Origin of the sequence: Gordonia sihwensis (assembly GCF_029632925.1) — a bacterium.
In the GTDB taxonomy this organism is placed as follows: Bacteria; Actinomycetota; Actinomycetes; order Mycobacteriales; family Mycobacteriaceae; genus Gordonia; species Gordonia sihwensis.
The window spans coordinates 1,587,828-1,602,273 of the sequence record NZ_CP121248.1 but is presented as its reverse complement, the minus strand read 5'-3'; the positions used below and the strand labels follow the sequence as shown (position 1 = coordinate 1,602,273).

Annotated in this window: 12 protein-coding genes; 5 read left to right on the top strand and 7 right to left on the bottom strand. The window is 69.8% G+C overall.

Translation table 11 applies throughout. The annotated features are described in order from the left end of the window. Positions 1-2: 2 nt before the first annotated feature. The gene (gene mqo / locus P5P27_RS07730) at positions 3-1,439 is read right to left on the bottom strand and encodes a malate dehydrogenase (quinone) (RefSeq protein ID WP_372452493.1); all 1,437 of its coding nucleotides are present in this window, start codon (positions 1,437-1,439) and stop codon (positions 3-5) included. A 209-nt stretch (positions 1,440-1,648) separates the two neighbouring features. Between mqo and P5P27_RS07725 the strand changes: the two genes are divergently transcribed. Continuing rightward, entirely contained in the window at positions 1,649-2,680 is a 1,032-nt protein-coding gene (locus P5P27_RS07725) for an alpha/beta hydrolase (protein ID WP_039868030.1), read from the top strand. Continuing rightward, positions 2,677-4,077, top strand: a complete 1,401-nt coding sequence (locus P5P27_RS07720) for a mycothione reductase (protein WP_006897874.1) — start codon at positions 2,677-2,679, stop codon at positions 4,075-4,077. Before P5P27_RS07725 ends, P5P27_RS07720 begins: the two co-directional genes overlap by 4 nt. A gap of 25 nt (positions 4,078-4,102) precedes the next feature. Here P5P27_RS07720 and P5P27_RS07715 read toward each other — a convergent pair whose 3' ends face one another. From P5P27_RS07715 to map, 3 genes are read right to left on the bottom strand one after another with little or no spacing between them, the layout of a single operon-like run. Continuing rightward, the gene (locus tag P5P27_RS07715) at positions 4,103-4,930 is read right to left on the bottom strand and encodes an alpha/beta fold hydrolase (protein ID WP_278127131.1); all 828 of its coding nucleotides are present in this window, start codon (positions 4,928-4,930) and stop codon (positions 4,103-4,105) included. Further along, entirely contained in the window at positions 4,899-6,470 is a 1,572-nt protein-coding gene (locus P5P27_RS07710; protein WP_156150469.1) for a cobyric acid synthase, read from the bottom strand. The genes P5P27_RS07715 and P5P27_RS07710 overlap by 32 nt, the downstream gene beginning before the upstream one ends. 8 nt (positions 6,471-6,478) lie before the next feature. After that, positions 6,479-7,345 (bottom strand): type I methionyl aminopeptidase, encoded by an 867-nt coding sequence (gene map, locus P5P27_RS07705; RefSeq protein WP_062366811.1) that lies wholly within the window; start codon positions 7,343-7,345, stop codon positions 6,479-6,481. A 127-nt stretch (positions 7,346-7,472) separates the two neighbouring features. On the opposite strand from map, the gene P5P27_RS07700 reads away from it, so the two are divergent. Genes P5P27_RS07700 through P5P27_RS07690 form a run of 3 tightly spaced genes read left to right on the top strand, consistent with a single transcriptional unit; the run spans position 7,473 to position 10,409 of the window. Beyond that, positions 7,473-8,474, top strand: coding sequence for a heme/hemin ABC transporter substrate-binding protein (locus P5P27_RS07700; protein ID WP_278127128.1), 1,002 nt, complete (start codon positions 7,473-7,475; stop codon positions 8,472-8,474). Next, a complete protein-coding gene (locus P5P27_RS07695; RefSeq protein WP_156150468.1) occupies positions 8,467-9,624 on the top strand; it encodes a FecCD family ABC transporter permease in 1,158 nt (385 codons plus the stop codon). The genes P5P27_RS07700 and P5P27_RS07695 overlap by 8 nt, the downstream gene beginning before the upstream one ends. Continuing rightward, entirely contained in the window at positions 9,618-10,409 is a 792-nt protein-coding gene (locus P5P27_RS07690) for a heme ABC transporter ATP-binding protein (protein WP_045538423.1), read from the top strand. The genes P5P27_RS07695 and P5P27_RS07690 overlap by 7 nt, the downstream gene beginning before the upstream one ends. An 8-nt stretch (positions 10,410-10,417) precedes the next feature. Here P5P27_RS07690 and P5P27_RS07685 read toward each other — a convergent pair whose 3' ends face one another. From P5P27_RS07685 to ispG, 3 genes are read right to left on the bottom strand one after another with little or no spacing between them, the layout of a single operon-like run. Next, positions 10,418-12,262 (bottom strand): penicillin-binding transpeptidase domain-containing protein, encoded by a 1,845-nt coding sequence (locus P5P27_RS07685; RefSeq protein ID WP_278127126.1) that lies wholly within the window; start codon positions 12,260-12,262, stop codon positions 10,418-10,420. A gap of 35 nt (positions 12,263-12,297) precedes the next feature. Continuing rightward, entirely contained in the window at positions 12,298-13,134 is an 837-nt protein-coding gene (locus tag P5P27_RS07680) for a GNAT family N-acetyltransferase (RefSeq protein WP_006897882.1), read from the bottom strand. Positions 13,135-13,189: 55 nt separating this feature from the next. After that, a complete protein-coding gene (gene ispG, locus P5P27_RS07675; protein WP_006897883.1) occupies positions 13,190-14,344 on the bottom strand; it encodes a flavodoxin-dependent (E)-4-hydroxy-3-methylbut-2-enyl-diphosphate synthase in 1,155 nt (384 codons plus the stop codon). Positions 14,345-14,446 lie beyond the last annotated feature (102 nt).

The following is a 14,446-nucleotide window of genomic DNA, read 5'->3' as shown; positions in this document are numbered from 1 at the left end:
AATCAGGCGTCGGGCCGCGCGGTGAGTCGGAGGCTGCGGTTGGTCCAGTCCCACAACTCGCGGTACAGGGCGGGGTTCTCGTCGAGCTTCTGGCCGAACGACGGGATCATCTCGGTCAGGGTGCTCTTCCAGCCCTCGAAACGACCGCTGAAGCACTGCTGAAGCACCGAGATCATCGCGGGAACCGCGGTCGAAGCGCCCGGCGACGCTCCGAGGAGACCGGCGAGCGTGCCGTCGCCCTCCGCGACCACCGCGGTGCCGAACTCGAGGCTGCCGCCGACACCGGTCTTGCGGATCACCTGGACGCGCTGACCGGCGGTGATCAGCTCCCAGTCCTCGCCGACGGCGCGCGGCGCGAAGTCCTGCAGCGTCTTGACGCGGTCGGCGGGGCTCGCGGCGAGCTCGGAGATCAGGTACTTGAGCAGACCGAACTCCTGCGGGGCGATCGACATCATCGGCAGCAGGTTGCCCGGCTTCACCGACTTCGGCAGGTCCATGACGCCGCCGGTCTTGAGGAACTTCGGCGACCAGCCCGCGTACGGGCCGAAGAGCAGGCCCTTGTCGTGGTTGATGACGCGCGTGTCCAGGTGCGGCACCGACATCGGCGGGGCGCCCACCGCGGCCTGGCCGTACACCTTCGCCGAATGCTGTGCGATCACGTCGGGGTTGGTGCAGCGGAAGAACTCGCCGCTGACCGGGAAGCCGCCGAAGCCCTTGGCCTCGGAGATGCCCGACTTCTGCAGCAGGTGCAGTGCGCCGCCGCCTGCGCCGACGAAGACGAACTTCGCTTCGACGCGAACCTTCTCGCCCGTGCGGTTGTTGCGGATCTTCATCACCCAGCTGCCGTCCGACTGCTTGGTGAGGTTGCGGACCTCGTGCCCGAAGTAGAGGTCGGCGTCACGGCCGACGAAGTTCAGCAGCTGCTGGGTGAGCGCGCCGAAATCGACGTCGGTTCCCTGGGTGTACCAGTTCAGGGCCACCGGATCGGAGTAGTCCCGGCCGGCGCCCATCAGCGGCAGCCGCGCCGCGAACTCGGCGTCGTCGTCGATGAACTCCATGCCCTCGAACAGGGTGTGGCTCGAGAGCGCCGCATGGCGCTTGCGCAGGTACTCGACGCCGTCGGCGCCGTGGCAGAAGCTCACGTGCGGGATCGGGTTGATGAACTCGTCGGGCGCACCGAGCAGGCCGTTGTCGACGCCGTAGGCCCAGAACTGCCGCGAGACCTGGAACTGCTCGTTGATGTTCAGCGCCTTGGTGATGTCGATGTCGCCGTTGGCGTCGGCCGGCGTGTAGTTGAGCTCGCAGAGCGCCGAGTGGCCGGTGCCGGCGTTGTTCCACGGGTCGCTGCTCTCGGCGGCGGCCGCCTCCAGGCGCTCGAACAGGCTGATCGACCAGCTGGGCTCCAGTCGGCGCAGCAGCGCGCCGAGCGTGGCGCTCATGATTCCGGCACCGACGAGCGCCACGTCTGTCTTAATCACCTTGGCCACGCTGCTGAACTCCTCCACCCATAGGGCATTCACGACCTGTATCGCGGATCATTGTTCACCATCGCGTTGTCTGAGGCAGCATCGGTGCGCGCAAGTGTGGGGTGTGCGACACCGGGTGCCACGCCGACGCCCGATCCGCGCACCGACGGGTGCGGCCTAAGCTGGTCGGCGTGAGCAGCGTGAAAAGCCGGCAATGGCGTCCCGACGAACTCCTCGACCGATACGAAGTGCTGACCATCCCCCTCGGCGACGACCCGGACGGCGAGGGCGCCGTGGAGGCCACCCTGATCCGCCAGGCCGGAGCGGAACCGGCCACCGCCGGGACGGTCCTGTACGTCCACGGCTTCACCGACTACTTCTTCCAGGAGGAGCTGGCCGAGTTCTTCCACGATCGGGGCTACGGTTTCTACGCGCTCGATCTGCGCAAGTGCGGGCGGTCGCTCCTGGACGGGCAGCAACCGCACTTCACCACCGACCTCGAGTTCTACGACCAGGAGCTGAACGCGGCACTCGATGTCGTGACCGAGGAATCCGGGTCCGGCGACGAGCCGGCTCGGGTGATCGTGGTCGCCCACTCCACCGGAGGACTGATCACGCCGCTCTGGCTCGACCGACTCCGGCGCACCGATCCGGACCGGCACCGCCGCATCAAGGGGCTGGTCCTCAACAGCCCCTGGCTGGACTTGCAGGGCGATCCCCTGCTGCGCACCGACGCCGTCAATCTGCTGATCCGCGGAGTCGGCCGAGTTCGGGCCAAAGCCGTGCTGCCGCAGAAACTCTCGGCAGCGTACGGCGAGAGCCTGTCCGCCGACGCCCACGGCGAGTGGACCTACGATCTGCGGCGCAAGCCGCTCGGCGGTTTCCCGGTGACCTTCGGCTGGCTGGCCGCCGTCCGCGCGGGACAGCATCGCCTGCACCGGGGGCTCGACATCGGCGTGCCCGCCCTGGTCCTGCGATCGGACAAGACCCGCTTCACCGGGGCCTACGAGCCTGCGGTCGACACCGCTGACTGCGTGCTCGACGTGAAGCAGATCGCGCAGTGGTCCGGCGTGATCGGCCGTCGCGTGTGGGCGGTGGCCGTCCCCGACGCCCGCCACGACGTCTTCCTTTCTCTGGAGACGCCCCGGCGCATCGCCTACGACGAAGTGCAGAACTGGCTGCACACGATCTTCGGCGAGGGGGCGCGGCGATGAGCGCTCAGCAGGTCGATCTGGCGATCATCGGTTCGGGAAGCGGCAACTCCATCCCGGACGAACGCTTCGACGCGATGAGCATCGCGATCTTCGAGGAGGGCGTCTACGGCGGCACCTGCCTCAACGTCGGGTGCATTCCGACGAAGATGTTCGTCTACGCCGCGGACGTGGCCGACACCGTCCGGTCGGCGGCCCGGTACGGCGTCGAGGCGAGCGTCGAATCGGTCGACTGGCCCGCCATCGTCGACCGGGTCTTCGGCCGCATCGACCCGATCTCGGCCGGCGGCAAGGAGTACCGGGTGGAGCGTTGCGACAACGTCACCGTCTACTCCAGCCACGTCCGCTTCGACGGCCGCGACGACGAGTCGGCCCGATACCGCCTGGTGACCGACGACGGCGACCTGGTGCTGGCCCGCAAGGTCGTCGTCGCCGCGGGCTCGCGGTCGGAGATTCCTGAGGTGATCGCCGATTCGGGCGTTCATCACTACACCAACAGCGACGTGATGCGCCTGCCCGCCCTGCCGAAGCGGATGGCGATCCTCGGCAGCGGATACATCGCCGCCGAGTTCGCCCACGTCTTCTCCGCTCTCGGCGTGGACGTCACCGTCGTCGCCCGCAGCGGACGGCTGCTGCGCCGGCTCGACGACGACGTCAGCGAGCGATTCACCGCGGTGGCCCGCCGGCAGTGGGACGTCCGGCTCGACAGCACGCTCGCGGGTGCGATCGACCTCGGCGACGACGGCGTCCGGCTCTCGTTCACCGACGGCCGGCACGTCGATGCCGACGCCCTGCTCGTCGCGACCGGCCGGACACCCAACGGCGACCGCCTCGGCCTCGACACGATCGGTGTGGAGCTGCTCGCCGACGGCCGCGTGCCGGTGGACGCACACGGCCGCACACCGGCTCCCGAGGTGTGGGCGCTCGGCGATGTCAGTTCACCGTTCCAGCTCAAGCACGTCGCCAACCACGAACAGCGTGTGGTCCAGGAGAATCTGCTGCTCGGCTGGCACGCCGACGAGCTGGCCTCGTTCGACCACCGGTACGTGCCGGCCGCGGTCTTCACCCATCCGCAGATCGCCACCGTCGGACTCACCGAGGCGCAGGCCCGCGAGACCGGGCGCGACATCGCCGTCAAGGTGCAGGAGTACGGCGACGTCGCCTACGGCTGGGCGATGGAGGACACGACCGGATTCTGCAAGCTCATCGCCGATCGTCGCAGCGGTGAACTGCTCGGCGCGCATCTGATGGGTCCGCAGGCGTCCACCGTGATCCAGCCCGTCATCCAGGCGATGAGCTTCGGTCTCCGGGTGCCGGACATGGCCCGCGGCCAGTACTGGATCCATCCCGCCATGCCGGAGGTGCTCGAGAACGCACTCCTCGGCCTGGACCTGGAGTGAGGGCGGCGGCGGCCCGAGCGGGTTCTCAGAAGCGCGAGGACCGCAGGGAGATCTCGCTCGCCAGAGCGGCCGCCGCATTCTCGGGAATCCAGTGGTCGACGCCGTGGAGTTCGGAGAAGCGGAAGTCGGAGTAGACGTATCGGCCGCTGAACTCGGCCTGTTCGCGTCCCAGAGCCGCGTCGCCGTCGCTCCACACCATGGTGGTCGGGATCTCGACCGGCGGGCAGGCCAGGGTGGCCGCGACGTCGCCGGTGAAACTGGCGCGATACCAGTTCAGCGGACCGGTCAGCGCACCCGGCTCGAGGATCGGCGCGAGTTCCTCGCCGGTCACGCCGGCACGCCGGAGCAGGACGCCGTCTCGGGCGCTCAGCCTCTCCTCCGCGCCGTCGGCGATGAAATCCTTGATGTAGGCCGACCGCTCACGCTGATCGCCGCCCGCCGCGAGTGCATCGCGCATCGCGGACGGGTGTCCGGTGCTGACGGCCACCAGGCCGGTGAAGCGGTCGGGATGCTTGGCCGCCAGATGCCAGGCGACGATCCCGCCCCAATCGTGGCCGACGACCATCGAGTACGAGATGTTGAGGTGGTTGAGGATCCCGATGACGTCGCCGACGAGCGTGTCGAGACGGTAGGCGTCGACCTCCTCGGGCCGGGCGCCGGGACTGTAGCCCCGCTGATCGATGCGCAGGGTGCGGAGCCCGGCCTCGTGCACGCGCGGAACCACGTCGTCGTAGCACCGCGAGTTCACCGGGAACCCGTGCAGGAGCACCACCCACGGTCCTCGAGCGGGCCCGCTCTCCTCGACGTCGAAGGTCAGTCCGTCATGCTCTACGGTCAGGTGCGCGGTGTTCACCAAGCCAGGATAGGACGGTGGGCACCGCGGGCGGGCCGCCCTCGATCAACCCGTGGATACTCGGCATGTCGAGGTGCTCGCACACCAGATCGGCCATCAGATCCAGTTGCGACCGGCGCACCTGCGCGACGCACAGCCGCGGATCGGCGGTGAAGCCCGTCCGGCCCGCCCGCCGCGCGATCTCGGCCAGGAAGACGCGGCGGAAGCCGTCGCTCTCCAGCGCGCCGTGGCAGTGGGTGCCGTAGACCGCTCCCCTGCGGGCGCCCTCGGGGCCGGTCGCCGCGGAGTCGAGCCAGGGCTGCTCCTCGCTGCGCACCACGACCCCGTGATGGATCTCGTATCCGCGCACCGGCTCACCGGCCGCGTGACCGTCGAAGGTCCGCAGGGTCTTGTCTTCGGCGAACTCGATGTCGACGTCGAGCAGCCCCAGCCCCTCGACGGGCCGGGCGACACCCGACGTCGCTGTGCCGACGGACTCCACCGTGTCGACGATGCTCCGGCACAGCATCTGGAAGCCGCCGCAGACCCCGAGCACCGGCCGGCCGCGCTGCGCACGTTCGATCAGCGCATCGGCCAGACCGGTGGTCCGCAGCCACGCGAGGTCGCTGAGGGTCGCGCGGGTTCCGGGCAGCACCGCCAGATCCGCGGCCCGGACCGCCGACGGGTCGTCGACCCACGTCACGTCGACGTCGGGTTCGCACGCCAGAGCCAGGACATCGGTGCTGTTGGAGATGCGGGGCAACCGGATCGCGGCCACCGACATCCGCTCCCGTCCGGCGCCGCCCACGCCGCGAGGTCCGCCCACGCGGGCGCCGACCGATGCGGCCAGCGAATCCTCGGCATCGAGCCGGAGACCGTCGGCGAACGGGATCACGCCGAAGGTCGGTCGCCCGGTGCGCTCGCGCACCATCTCCAGTCCGGGAGCGAGGATCGCCGGATCGCCGCGGAACTTGTTCACGATGTATCCGGCGACGAGCGCCTGGTCGTCCGCGTCGAGGACCGCCGTGGTGCCGAACAGATGGGCCAGCGATCCGCCGCGGTCGATGTCGGTGACCAGCACCACCGGCATGTTCGCCGCCCGGGCCAATCCCATGTTCGCGATGTCGGTGGCGCGGAGGTTGATCTCCGCGACCGAGCCCGCGCCCTCGCAGATCACCACGTCGAAGTCCCGTCGCAACGACGCGAGTTCGTCGGCGACCACACCCGCCAGCCGGGTGCGCCAGAGCTGATAGTCGGCGGCCCCGACCTCGCCGACCGTGCGTCCGCGCACCACCACGTGCGAGCGCCGGTCACCGCCGGGCTTCAGCAGCACCGGGTTGAATCGCGTGTCCGGTTCCAGCCCGCAGGCCTGCGCCTGAAGCGCCTGTGCCCGGCCGATCTCACCGCCGTCGAGGGTGACGGCGGAATTGTTCGACATGTTCTGCGCTTTGAACGGCGCCACCGTGATCCCGTCACGCGCCAGCGCCCGGCACAGTCCGGCGACGATCAGGCTCTTGCCCGCGTCGCTGCTCGTGCCACCGACCAGAAGTGCGCCGCTCACCCCCGAAGTCAGCTCTCGTCGGGCAGCGTCAGGATCTCGGCACCGGTGTCGGTGACGACGAGGGTGTGCTCGAACTGCGCGGTCCACCTGCGGTCGGCGGTCACCACGGTCCAGCCGTCGTCCCACATCTCCCAGTCGAGGCCGCCCAGATTGATCATCGGCTCGATGGTGAAGACCATTCCCGGTTCCAGGACGGTGTCGACGCTCGGCTGGTCGTAGTGCAGCACCACCAGACCGTTGTGAAAGGTCTCACCGATCCCGTGGCCGGTGAAGTCGCGCACCACCGAGTACCCGAAGCGGTTCGCGTACGCCTCGATCACCCGGCCCACCACGTTGAGCGCGCGACCGGGTTTGACGGCCTTGATCGCGCGCTCGGTCGCGATCCTGGTCCGCTCCACCAGATCCCGCGCCTCCGGTGAGACGTCGCCGGCGAGGAACGTCGCATTCGTGTCACCGTGCACACCGTCGATGTAGGCCGTCACATCGATGTTGACGATGTCGCCGTCCTCGATCACCGTCGAATCGGGGATGCCGTGACAGATCACCTCGTTCAGCGAGGTGCAGCAGGACTTCGGGAATCCCTTGTAGCCCAGCGTCGACGGGTAGGCGCCGTGATCGATCATGTACTCGTGGGCGATCCGGTCGAGTTCGGCTGTCGTGACTCCCGGAGCGACGGCCCGACCCGCCTCGGCCAGGGCGTTGGCCGCGATCCTGCCCGCCACGCGCATCTTCTCGATCGTCTCCGGGGTCTGCACCCACGGTTCGTGGCCCTCGTTCACCGAGTCCTTCCACGCGTACTCGGGACGTTCGATCGAGTCGGGGACGGGCAGCGTCGGAGCCACGACGCCGGGAACCAGTGGTGCGCGAACTGTCATGACGGAAATTCTACGGACGCCTCCGCCGCGGACACCGCTCGGCCGGAATCGCACCGATGTGCGTCGAGGAGGTACCAACCAGTAAGGTGTGCCTAACAGAACTGTGAGCATGACAAGGCGGATTCAGGTGACGACTCCTACCCGGTCCGTGATGTCGATCGCCCCTGTCTGGGCCCTGCTGCTGGTCGTCGGACTGTTCGTATCCGGATGCACCACCGAGCCCATCGACACCGGCGCGACCGCCACCGCGACCAGCGCGACACTGCGCTCCGGCCCCGCCACCGCGGCGCTCCCGGACGCCGACGTCGTCCCGGTCGACTCCGCCGTGGTGCCGGGCCCCCGCGCCGACCGGATCATCGCGCTCGATCGGAACGGCACGCTGGGCGACATCGTCTTCTCGCTCGGCCTGGGCACGCACGTCGTGGGCCGCGACCGTTCCACCACCTTTCCGTCGGCCTCGCGGCTGCCGTACGTGACCGAGACCGGCCACGCGATCAACCCCGAACGCGTCCTCGCGCAGAATCCGTCCATCGTCCTGGTCACCGACGACGCCACCCCCGCGGGTGCGGTCGACCAGATCCGTGCCGCGGGCATCCCGGTGTCGGTCTTCACCGGCCAGCGGTCGGTGGCCGGCAGCCCCGCGCTCATCCGCGATGTGGCCGCCGCGCTCGGCGTACCCGCGCAGGGCGAGAAACTGGTGGCGCGCACCGAGAAGCAGATCGCCGACGCCCGCGCCCTCCTCCCTCGCCCGACCGGCGATCCGACCATCGGCTTTCTGTACATCCGCGGCGAACATCTGATCCTGCTCGCGGGTCCGGGTTCCGGTGCGGACGATCTCATCGAAGCGCTCGGCGGTCGCGACGCCGGCACCAAGGCAGGCCTGACCGCGCCGTTCACGCAAGTCAGCGCCGAATCGATGATCCGGGCCGATCCCGACGTACTGCTCGTGATGACCCAGGGCGCCGACTCGGTCGGCGGCCTCGACAAGGTCCTTCAGCTGCCGGCCGTGGCCGACACCTCCGCCGGGCGCAACCGGCGCATCGTCGAGATGGACGAGACGCAGATCCTCATGTTCGGTCCCGACACCGGTCTGGTCCTCAGCGCGCTGGCGAAGGCGATCTATGTCTGATCTCGCCGACCGCGCCGAGCCGCGGCACAGTGACACCGGACACGGGAACACTGCACCACGGGACCCGCGGTCCGGCAGCGCTCCCGGGTTGCGGTATCGGCTGACGGCCGCGCTGTCGGTCTTCCGCGGCCGCGCACTGTGGGTGATGGCGGCGACGCTCGTCCTGCTCGGCGTGGTGGTCGTCGTCTCCGCGGGCACCGGACAGGTACACATTCCGCCTCTGGAGGTGCTCGGCTCCATCGCGCACCACTGGCACCTCGACATCGGTCCCCTGCCCACGCATCCGCAGGGCGAGAACGCGCTGTGGGTCTCGAGGTTCCCGCGGATCCTGCTCGGGCTGCTGGTCGGGCTCGCTCTCGGCACGGCGGGCTGCCTGCTGCAGGGAGTGCTCGCCAATCCCCTCGCCGAGCCGGGCATCATCGGCGTCTCGTCCGGAGCCGCGGTCGGCGCCTGCCTGATGATCGTGATCGGCGGCACCGGAACCAACGGCTGGGCCGTCGCCGGCGCCGCCGCGCTCTTCGGGCTCCTCACCACGGCCGGCGTCTACGTCTTGAGCATCCGTGACGGTGCGTCGTCGACGATCATGCTGGTCCTGACGGGTATCGCCGTCAATGCCTTCGCGCTCGGGATCATCGCCTATCTGACCTACGTCGCCTCCACCGCAGCCCGCGAGCAGATCGTCTTCTGGCAACTCGGTTCGCTGGCGGGCAACGTCTCGTGGACGCAGGTGAAGATCGTCGCACCGCTCGCCCTCGCCGGCCTCGCGGGCGGAATGGTGCTGGTCAAGAAGCTCGACCTGCTCGCCCTCGGCGAAGTGCAGGCCGCCGCCCTCGGCGTCAACGTGGAGGCCGTGCGACGCCAGGTGATCGTCCTGGTCGCGATGCTCACCGCGGCGGGCGTCGCGTTCACCGGAATCATCATGTTCGTCGGCCTGATCGTCCCGCACGTGATGCGCCTGCTGGTGGGCCCGCGGCACGCGCTGCTGCTTCCGGCGAGCGCACTGGGCGGCGCACTGGTGATCGCCGCCGCCGACCTCGCCGCGCGCACACTCACCGGCGGCGAACTGCCGCTCGGCATGCTCACCTCGCTGATCGGCGGCCCGGTGTTCTTCCTCCTGCTGCGCCGGCGGAATGCGGCGGCACGATGGTGACCGGGCAGACCGCCGTGCACGGCGGAGTCGTCGCCGAGGACGTCACCGTCCGGATCGGCCGCCGGGAGATCGTCCACGGCGTCGACCTGGCCGCGCACCCCGGCGAGATCCTGGCCCTCGTGGGCCCGAACGGATGCGGGAAGTCCACCCTGCTGTCCGCGGTCTCCGGAGTCCGCGCACCGGAGTCCGGGACCGTGCGCATCGGCGACATCGACGTCCACCGGGCCGACTCGCTCACTCTCGCCCGCGCCCGCGCGCTCGTGACGCAGCAGAACCGAGCCGACACACCGTTCACGGTGCGCGAAGTGGTCGAGATGGGCCGATTCCCGTGGACCCGCACCCCGCAGGCGGTGCAGTCGGAGGAACTGATCGACGCCGCGATCGCCGAATGCGGGCTGGAAGATCTACTGAACCGGCCGTTCCCGCAGCTCTCCGGCGGGCAGCAGGCACGGGTCTCGCTGGCCCGTGCGCTGGCGCAGGACACACCGGTCCTGCTGCTCGACGAGCCCACCGCCGCACTCGACATCGGGCACACCGAACAGGTCCTGACGATCCTGTCGCGCCGTGCGGCGGCGGGCGCCACGGTGATCCTCGTGGTGCACGATCTGACGCTCGCGGCCGCCTACGCTGACCGCGTCGCCGTGATGAAGGCCGGACGGCTGCTCGCGACCGGCGCCGTCGACGAGGTGATGACCGCCGACCTGCTGTCGGAGACCTACGATCATCCGGTCCTGATCTGGGACCACCCCGACACCGGCGAACGGATCATCACACCCGCGCGGTGAACCGCAGGCTACGGCCGGTAGCCCGCGGGGATCGCGTCGAGGAAGTCGCGCGTCACATTCACCGAATTGGTGGAGTCGCCGCCGAGCACGATGAGAGTCGCGAACGCGATGTCGCCGCGATAGCCCGCGAACCACGCGTGCGATCCGCCCGCGACCTCCGCCTCGCCCGTCTTGCCGTACACCTCGCCCGATCCGGCGATCGAGGTCGCCGTTCCCTCGGTGACCACCGCGCGCATCATCGGCCGCAGCCGCTGGTACACCTCGTCCGACAGCGCGGCCTGCGGGCCGGTCACCGTCGTCTCGCGTCCGTCGATGAGCTGCGGGACCTGAGCCCTGCCGGTGGCCGCGGCCGCGGCCACGAGCGCCATGCCGAGCGGGCTCGCCAGCACCCGGCCCTGTCCGAAACCGTCTTCGCTGCGGGCCACCAGCTCGGGTTCGACGGGCACCGAGCCGGACTTCACGTCCAGACCGGGCACCCGGTACACCTCTCCCAGCCCCATCGCGGCGGCCGCGTGGGTGAGATCGGTGGGCCCCATCCGGCTGGCCAGGTCGGCGAAGGTGGTGTTGCAGGAGTGGGCGAAGGCGGAGCGCAGCGGCACCGCCCCGAGCGAGAAGCCGTCGTAGTTCGGGATGGAACGCTCACCGATGTGGATCTCGCCGGGACACGGCACGATCGCGTCGGGATCGGTCATCTTGTCGTGGAAGGCCGCCGCGGAGGTGACCATCTTGAAGGTCGAACCCGGCGGGTACAGACCGGAGGTGGCGATGAGGCCGTCACGATCGGCGTCGCGGTTCTGGGCGATCGCGAGGATCTTGCCGGTCGACGCCTGCAACGCCACGAGCATCGCCTGCTTCCCCTGGACGGCGTTCACCGCGCGCTGCGCCGCGTCCTGCACCGACCGCGACAGGGTCAGCAGGACCGCGGGCGCGGGCGTGCCCGACTCGTCGGCGACCACGTCGGCAACCAGTCCGTTGGGGTTGAGCACCGAGACCCGCCACCCGCTGGACCCGGTGAGGCCGCCGGAGACCTCGTCCTTGACCTTCGCGAGCACCGACGGTGCGAATCCGGGGTCCCGCGGAACCAGAACGGCCTGGTCCTCGGTCACGATTCCGGGCACGGCCAGCCGGTCGCGCAGCCGGTCGAAGTCCGCGGTCTGGATCCGGCCGATCGGCAGCGGATCGCTCCGCGCCGTCGACTTCTCGGCGATCGCCTGCGGGTCGAGTCCGGGGATCAGGGGACCCAGGACGTCCACCAGACGGTGCGCCGAATCGCTGACGCTTCCCCCGGCCGCGGCCTTCGCGGCGTCGAACGACACCCCGACCACGGTGCCGTCGACCATCACCTCCGAACCGTCGGACTCGTTGACGGCCGCCCGCGGCGGACTGGTCTGCGACATCGCCAGCCGCTGGTCGGCGCCGAGCTTGGGATGGATCGCCGACGACTTCCACCGCACCGACCAGCCGGTGTCGCCGCGGCCGAGCGCGATGTTCGCCGAGTACTCCCACGATCTGCCGCCGGCCAGGGTCCAGGTGTAGGTGACGGGCACGTCCGCGACGTCCTGATCGATCCGTACCCGCCCGGCGGTCGCCGACATCGAGTCCGCCGCCAGTCCGGTCCACGTCTGCGCGAGTTGGTCGCGAGCCCGGTCCGGATCGGTGGTGACCGCCCCCGCGCCGGAGAAGTCGCGGTCGGCGAACCGGTCGAGGAAGGTCTGAACAGCCGACCGGGGACCGTCGTCCTGCGTCGCACACGCCGTCAGAGTCGCCAGCAGCGCCAGCACCACGACGAGGCACGGCACCGTCGACCGGCTGCGATGAGGGCGACGCACGCGCGCTCGGAGTGTACTGGGCATCGGCCCGATCATAGAGGACGAGCGGGCCGTGGCCGTCAGTCGACCAGGACGGTCGCGAAGGTGCCGACCTGCTGGAATCCGACCCGTTCGTAGGTGTGCCGGGCGGCGGCGTTGAAGCTGTTCACATACAGGCTCGCGATCCGGCCCTGGCGGGCGATCGCCGCGGCCACCGCCGCGGTGCCCACCACGCCGTATCCCCTGCCGCGCCAGTCAGGATCCACCCAGACGCCCTGGATCTGGCCCACCTTGCGGGACATGGAACCGATCTCGGCCTTGAACACCACGCGGTCTCCGTCGAATCGGGCGAATACGCGCCGCGCCGAGATCAGCGCCGCGAGCCGCCTCCGGTACGACCTGCCCTCGTCCCCGGCCCGCGGATCGACGCCGACCTCGCCGATGAACATCTCGACGGCCGCCGGGAAGTAGGCGTCCAGATCGGCCATCGTCACCAGGCGGACCTGCGGATCGGGCGCGATCTCGGGGTAGCCCGTGAGCGCGAGCAGCGGCTGGTCGTCGCGGATCTCCCGCGGGGGACCCCATGCCGCCGCGACGCGGTCCCACAGTCCGAGCACCAGGTCGGCCGATCCCACCACCGACGAGCACAGACGCGGCGACGCCAGTGCGCGGTCGGCGAAGACGTCGAGATCGGTCGCGCCGCCGATCAGCGGCATCAGATTCGCACCCGAGAAGGCGAGTGACTCGCTCGGCTGCGAGGCGGTCCACATCTCGCCTCCGAGGAAGCGGGGCGAGAGCCCGTACGCCTCCACCCGTGCCGCGACCATGCACGACGCCACCGGGTCGAGGTCGAGTGCGCGGGCCACCGCGTCGGCGTCTTTGGCGCCGAGCGGCCGGTCACCGAGGATCCCCAGCACGGCCCACCTCCCTGCTCACTTCAGTTCAGCAGCATCCCGACGTGACAGCGGATCGCTACGTCACGGTCACGACCGGGGCGCCGCTTCCAGTCTCCCCCGACTCCTCGGCGATACGCAGCGCTTCGGTGATCAGAGTCTCGACGATCTGTGCCTCGGGAACGGTCTTGATGACCTCGCCCTTGACGAAGATCTGGCCCTTGCCGTTACCCGACGCGACGCCGAGATCGGCTTCGCGGGCCTCGCCCGGCCCGTTCACCACGCAGCCCATCACGGCCACGCGGAGCGGGATCTCCATGCCCTCCAGTCCGGCGCTGACCTCGTCGGCCAGTTTGTAGACGTCGACCTGCGCGCGGCCACACGACGGGCACGAGACGATCTCCAGCTTCCGCGGGCGCAGGTTCAGCGACTGCAGGATCGCGTCGCCGACCTTGATCTCCTCGGCCGGAGGCGCCGACAGTGAGACGCGGATCGTGTCGCCGATGCCCTCGCTCAGCAGCGCACCGAAGGCCACGGCCGACTTGATGGTGCCCTGGAACGCCGGTCCGGCCTCGGTGACGCCGAGGTGCAGCGGGTAGTCGCACTGCGCGGCCAGCTGACGGTAGGCCTCGACCATCACCACCGGGTCGTTGTGCTTCACAGAGATCTTGATGTCGCCGAAACCGTGCTCCTCGAACAGGCTCGCCTCCCACAGGGCCGACTCCACCAGAGCCTCCGGCGTCGCCTTCCCGTACTTCTCCAGCAGTCGCTTGTCGAGGGATCCGGCGTTGACGCCGATCCGGATCGGGATGCCCGCGTCGCCTGCCGCCTTGGCGACCTCCTTGACGCGGCCGTCGAACTCCTTGATGTTCCCCGGATTGACGCGCACGGCGGCGCAGCCGGCGTCGATCGCGGCGAAGATGTACTTCGGCTGGAAATGGATGTCGGCGATCACCGGGATCTGCGACTTGCGCGCGATCACCGGCAACGCGTCCGCGTCCTCCTGGCGGGGGCACGCCACCCGGACCATGTCGCATCCGGAGGCGGTGAGCTGCGCGATCTGCTGCAGCGTGGCGTTCACATCGTGTGTCTTGGTGGTGCACATGGACTGCACGGAGATCGGGAAGTCGCTGCCGACGCCGACGTCGCCGACGTGGATCTGCCGCGTCTTGCGTCTGGGAGCGAGCACCGGCGGCGGTCCGGCGGGAATCCCGAGACCGATCGATTGAGTCATGTTTCCTCTCCTTGGCACCGTGATCGGCGGGCGCGCCGGCGCGGTCACCCCTCGAGTCTACCGACCCCGGCGCCACCGTGCGCACCGCGTCGACCGGGCCGA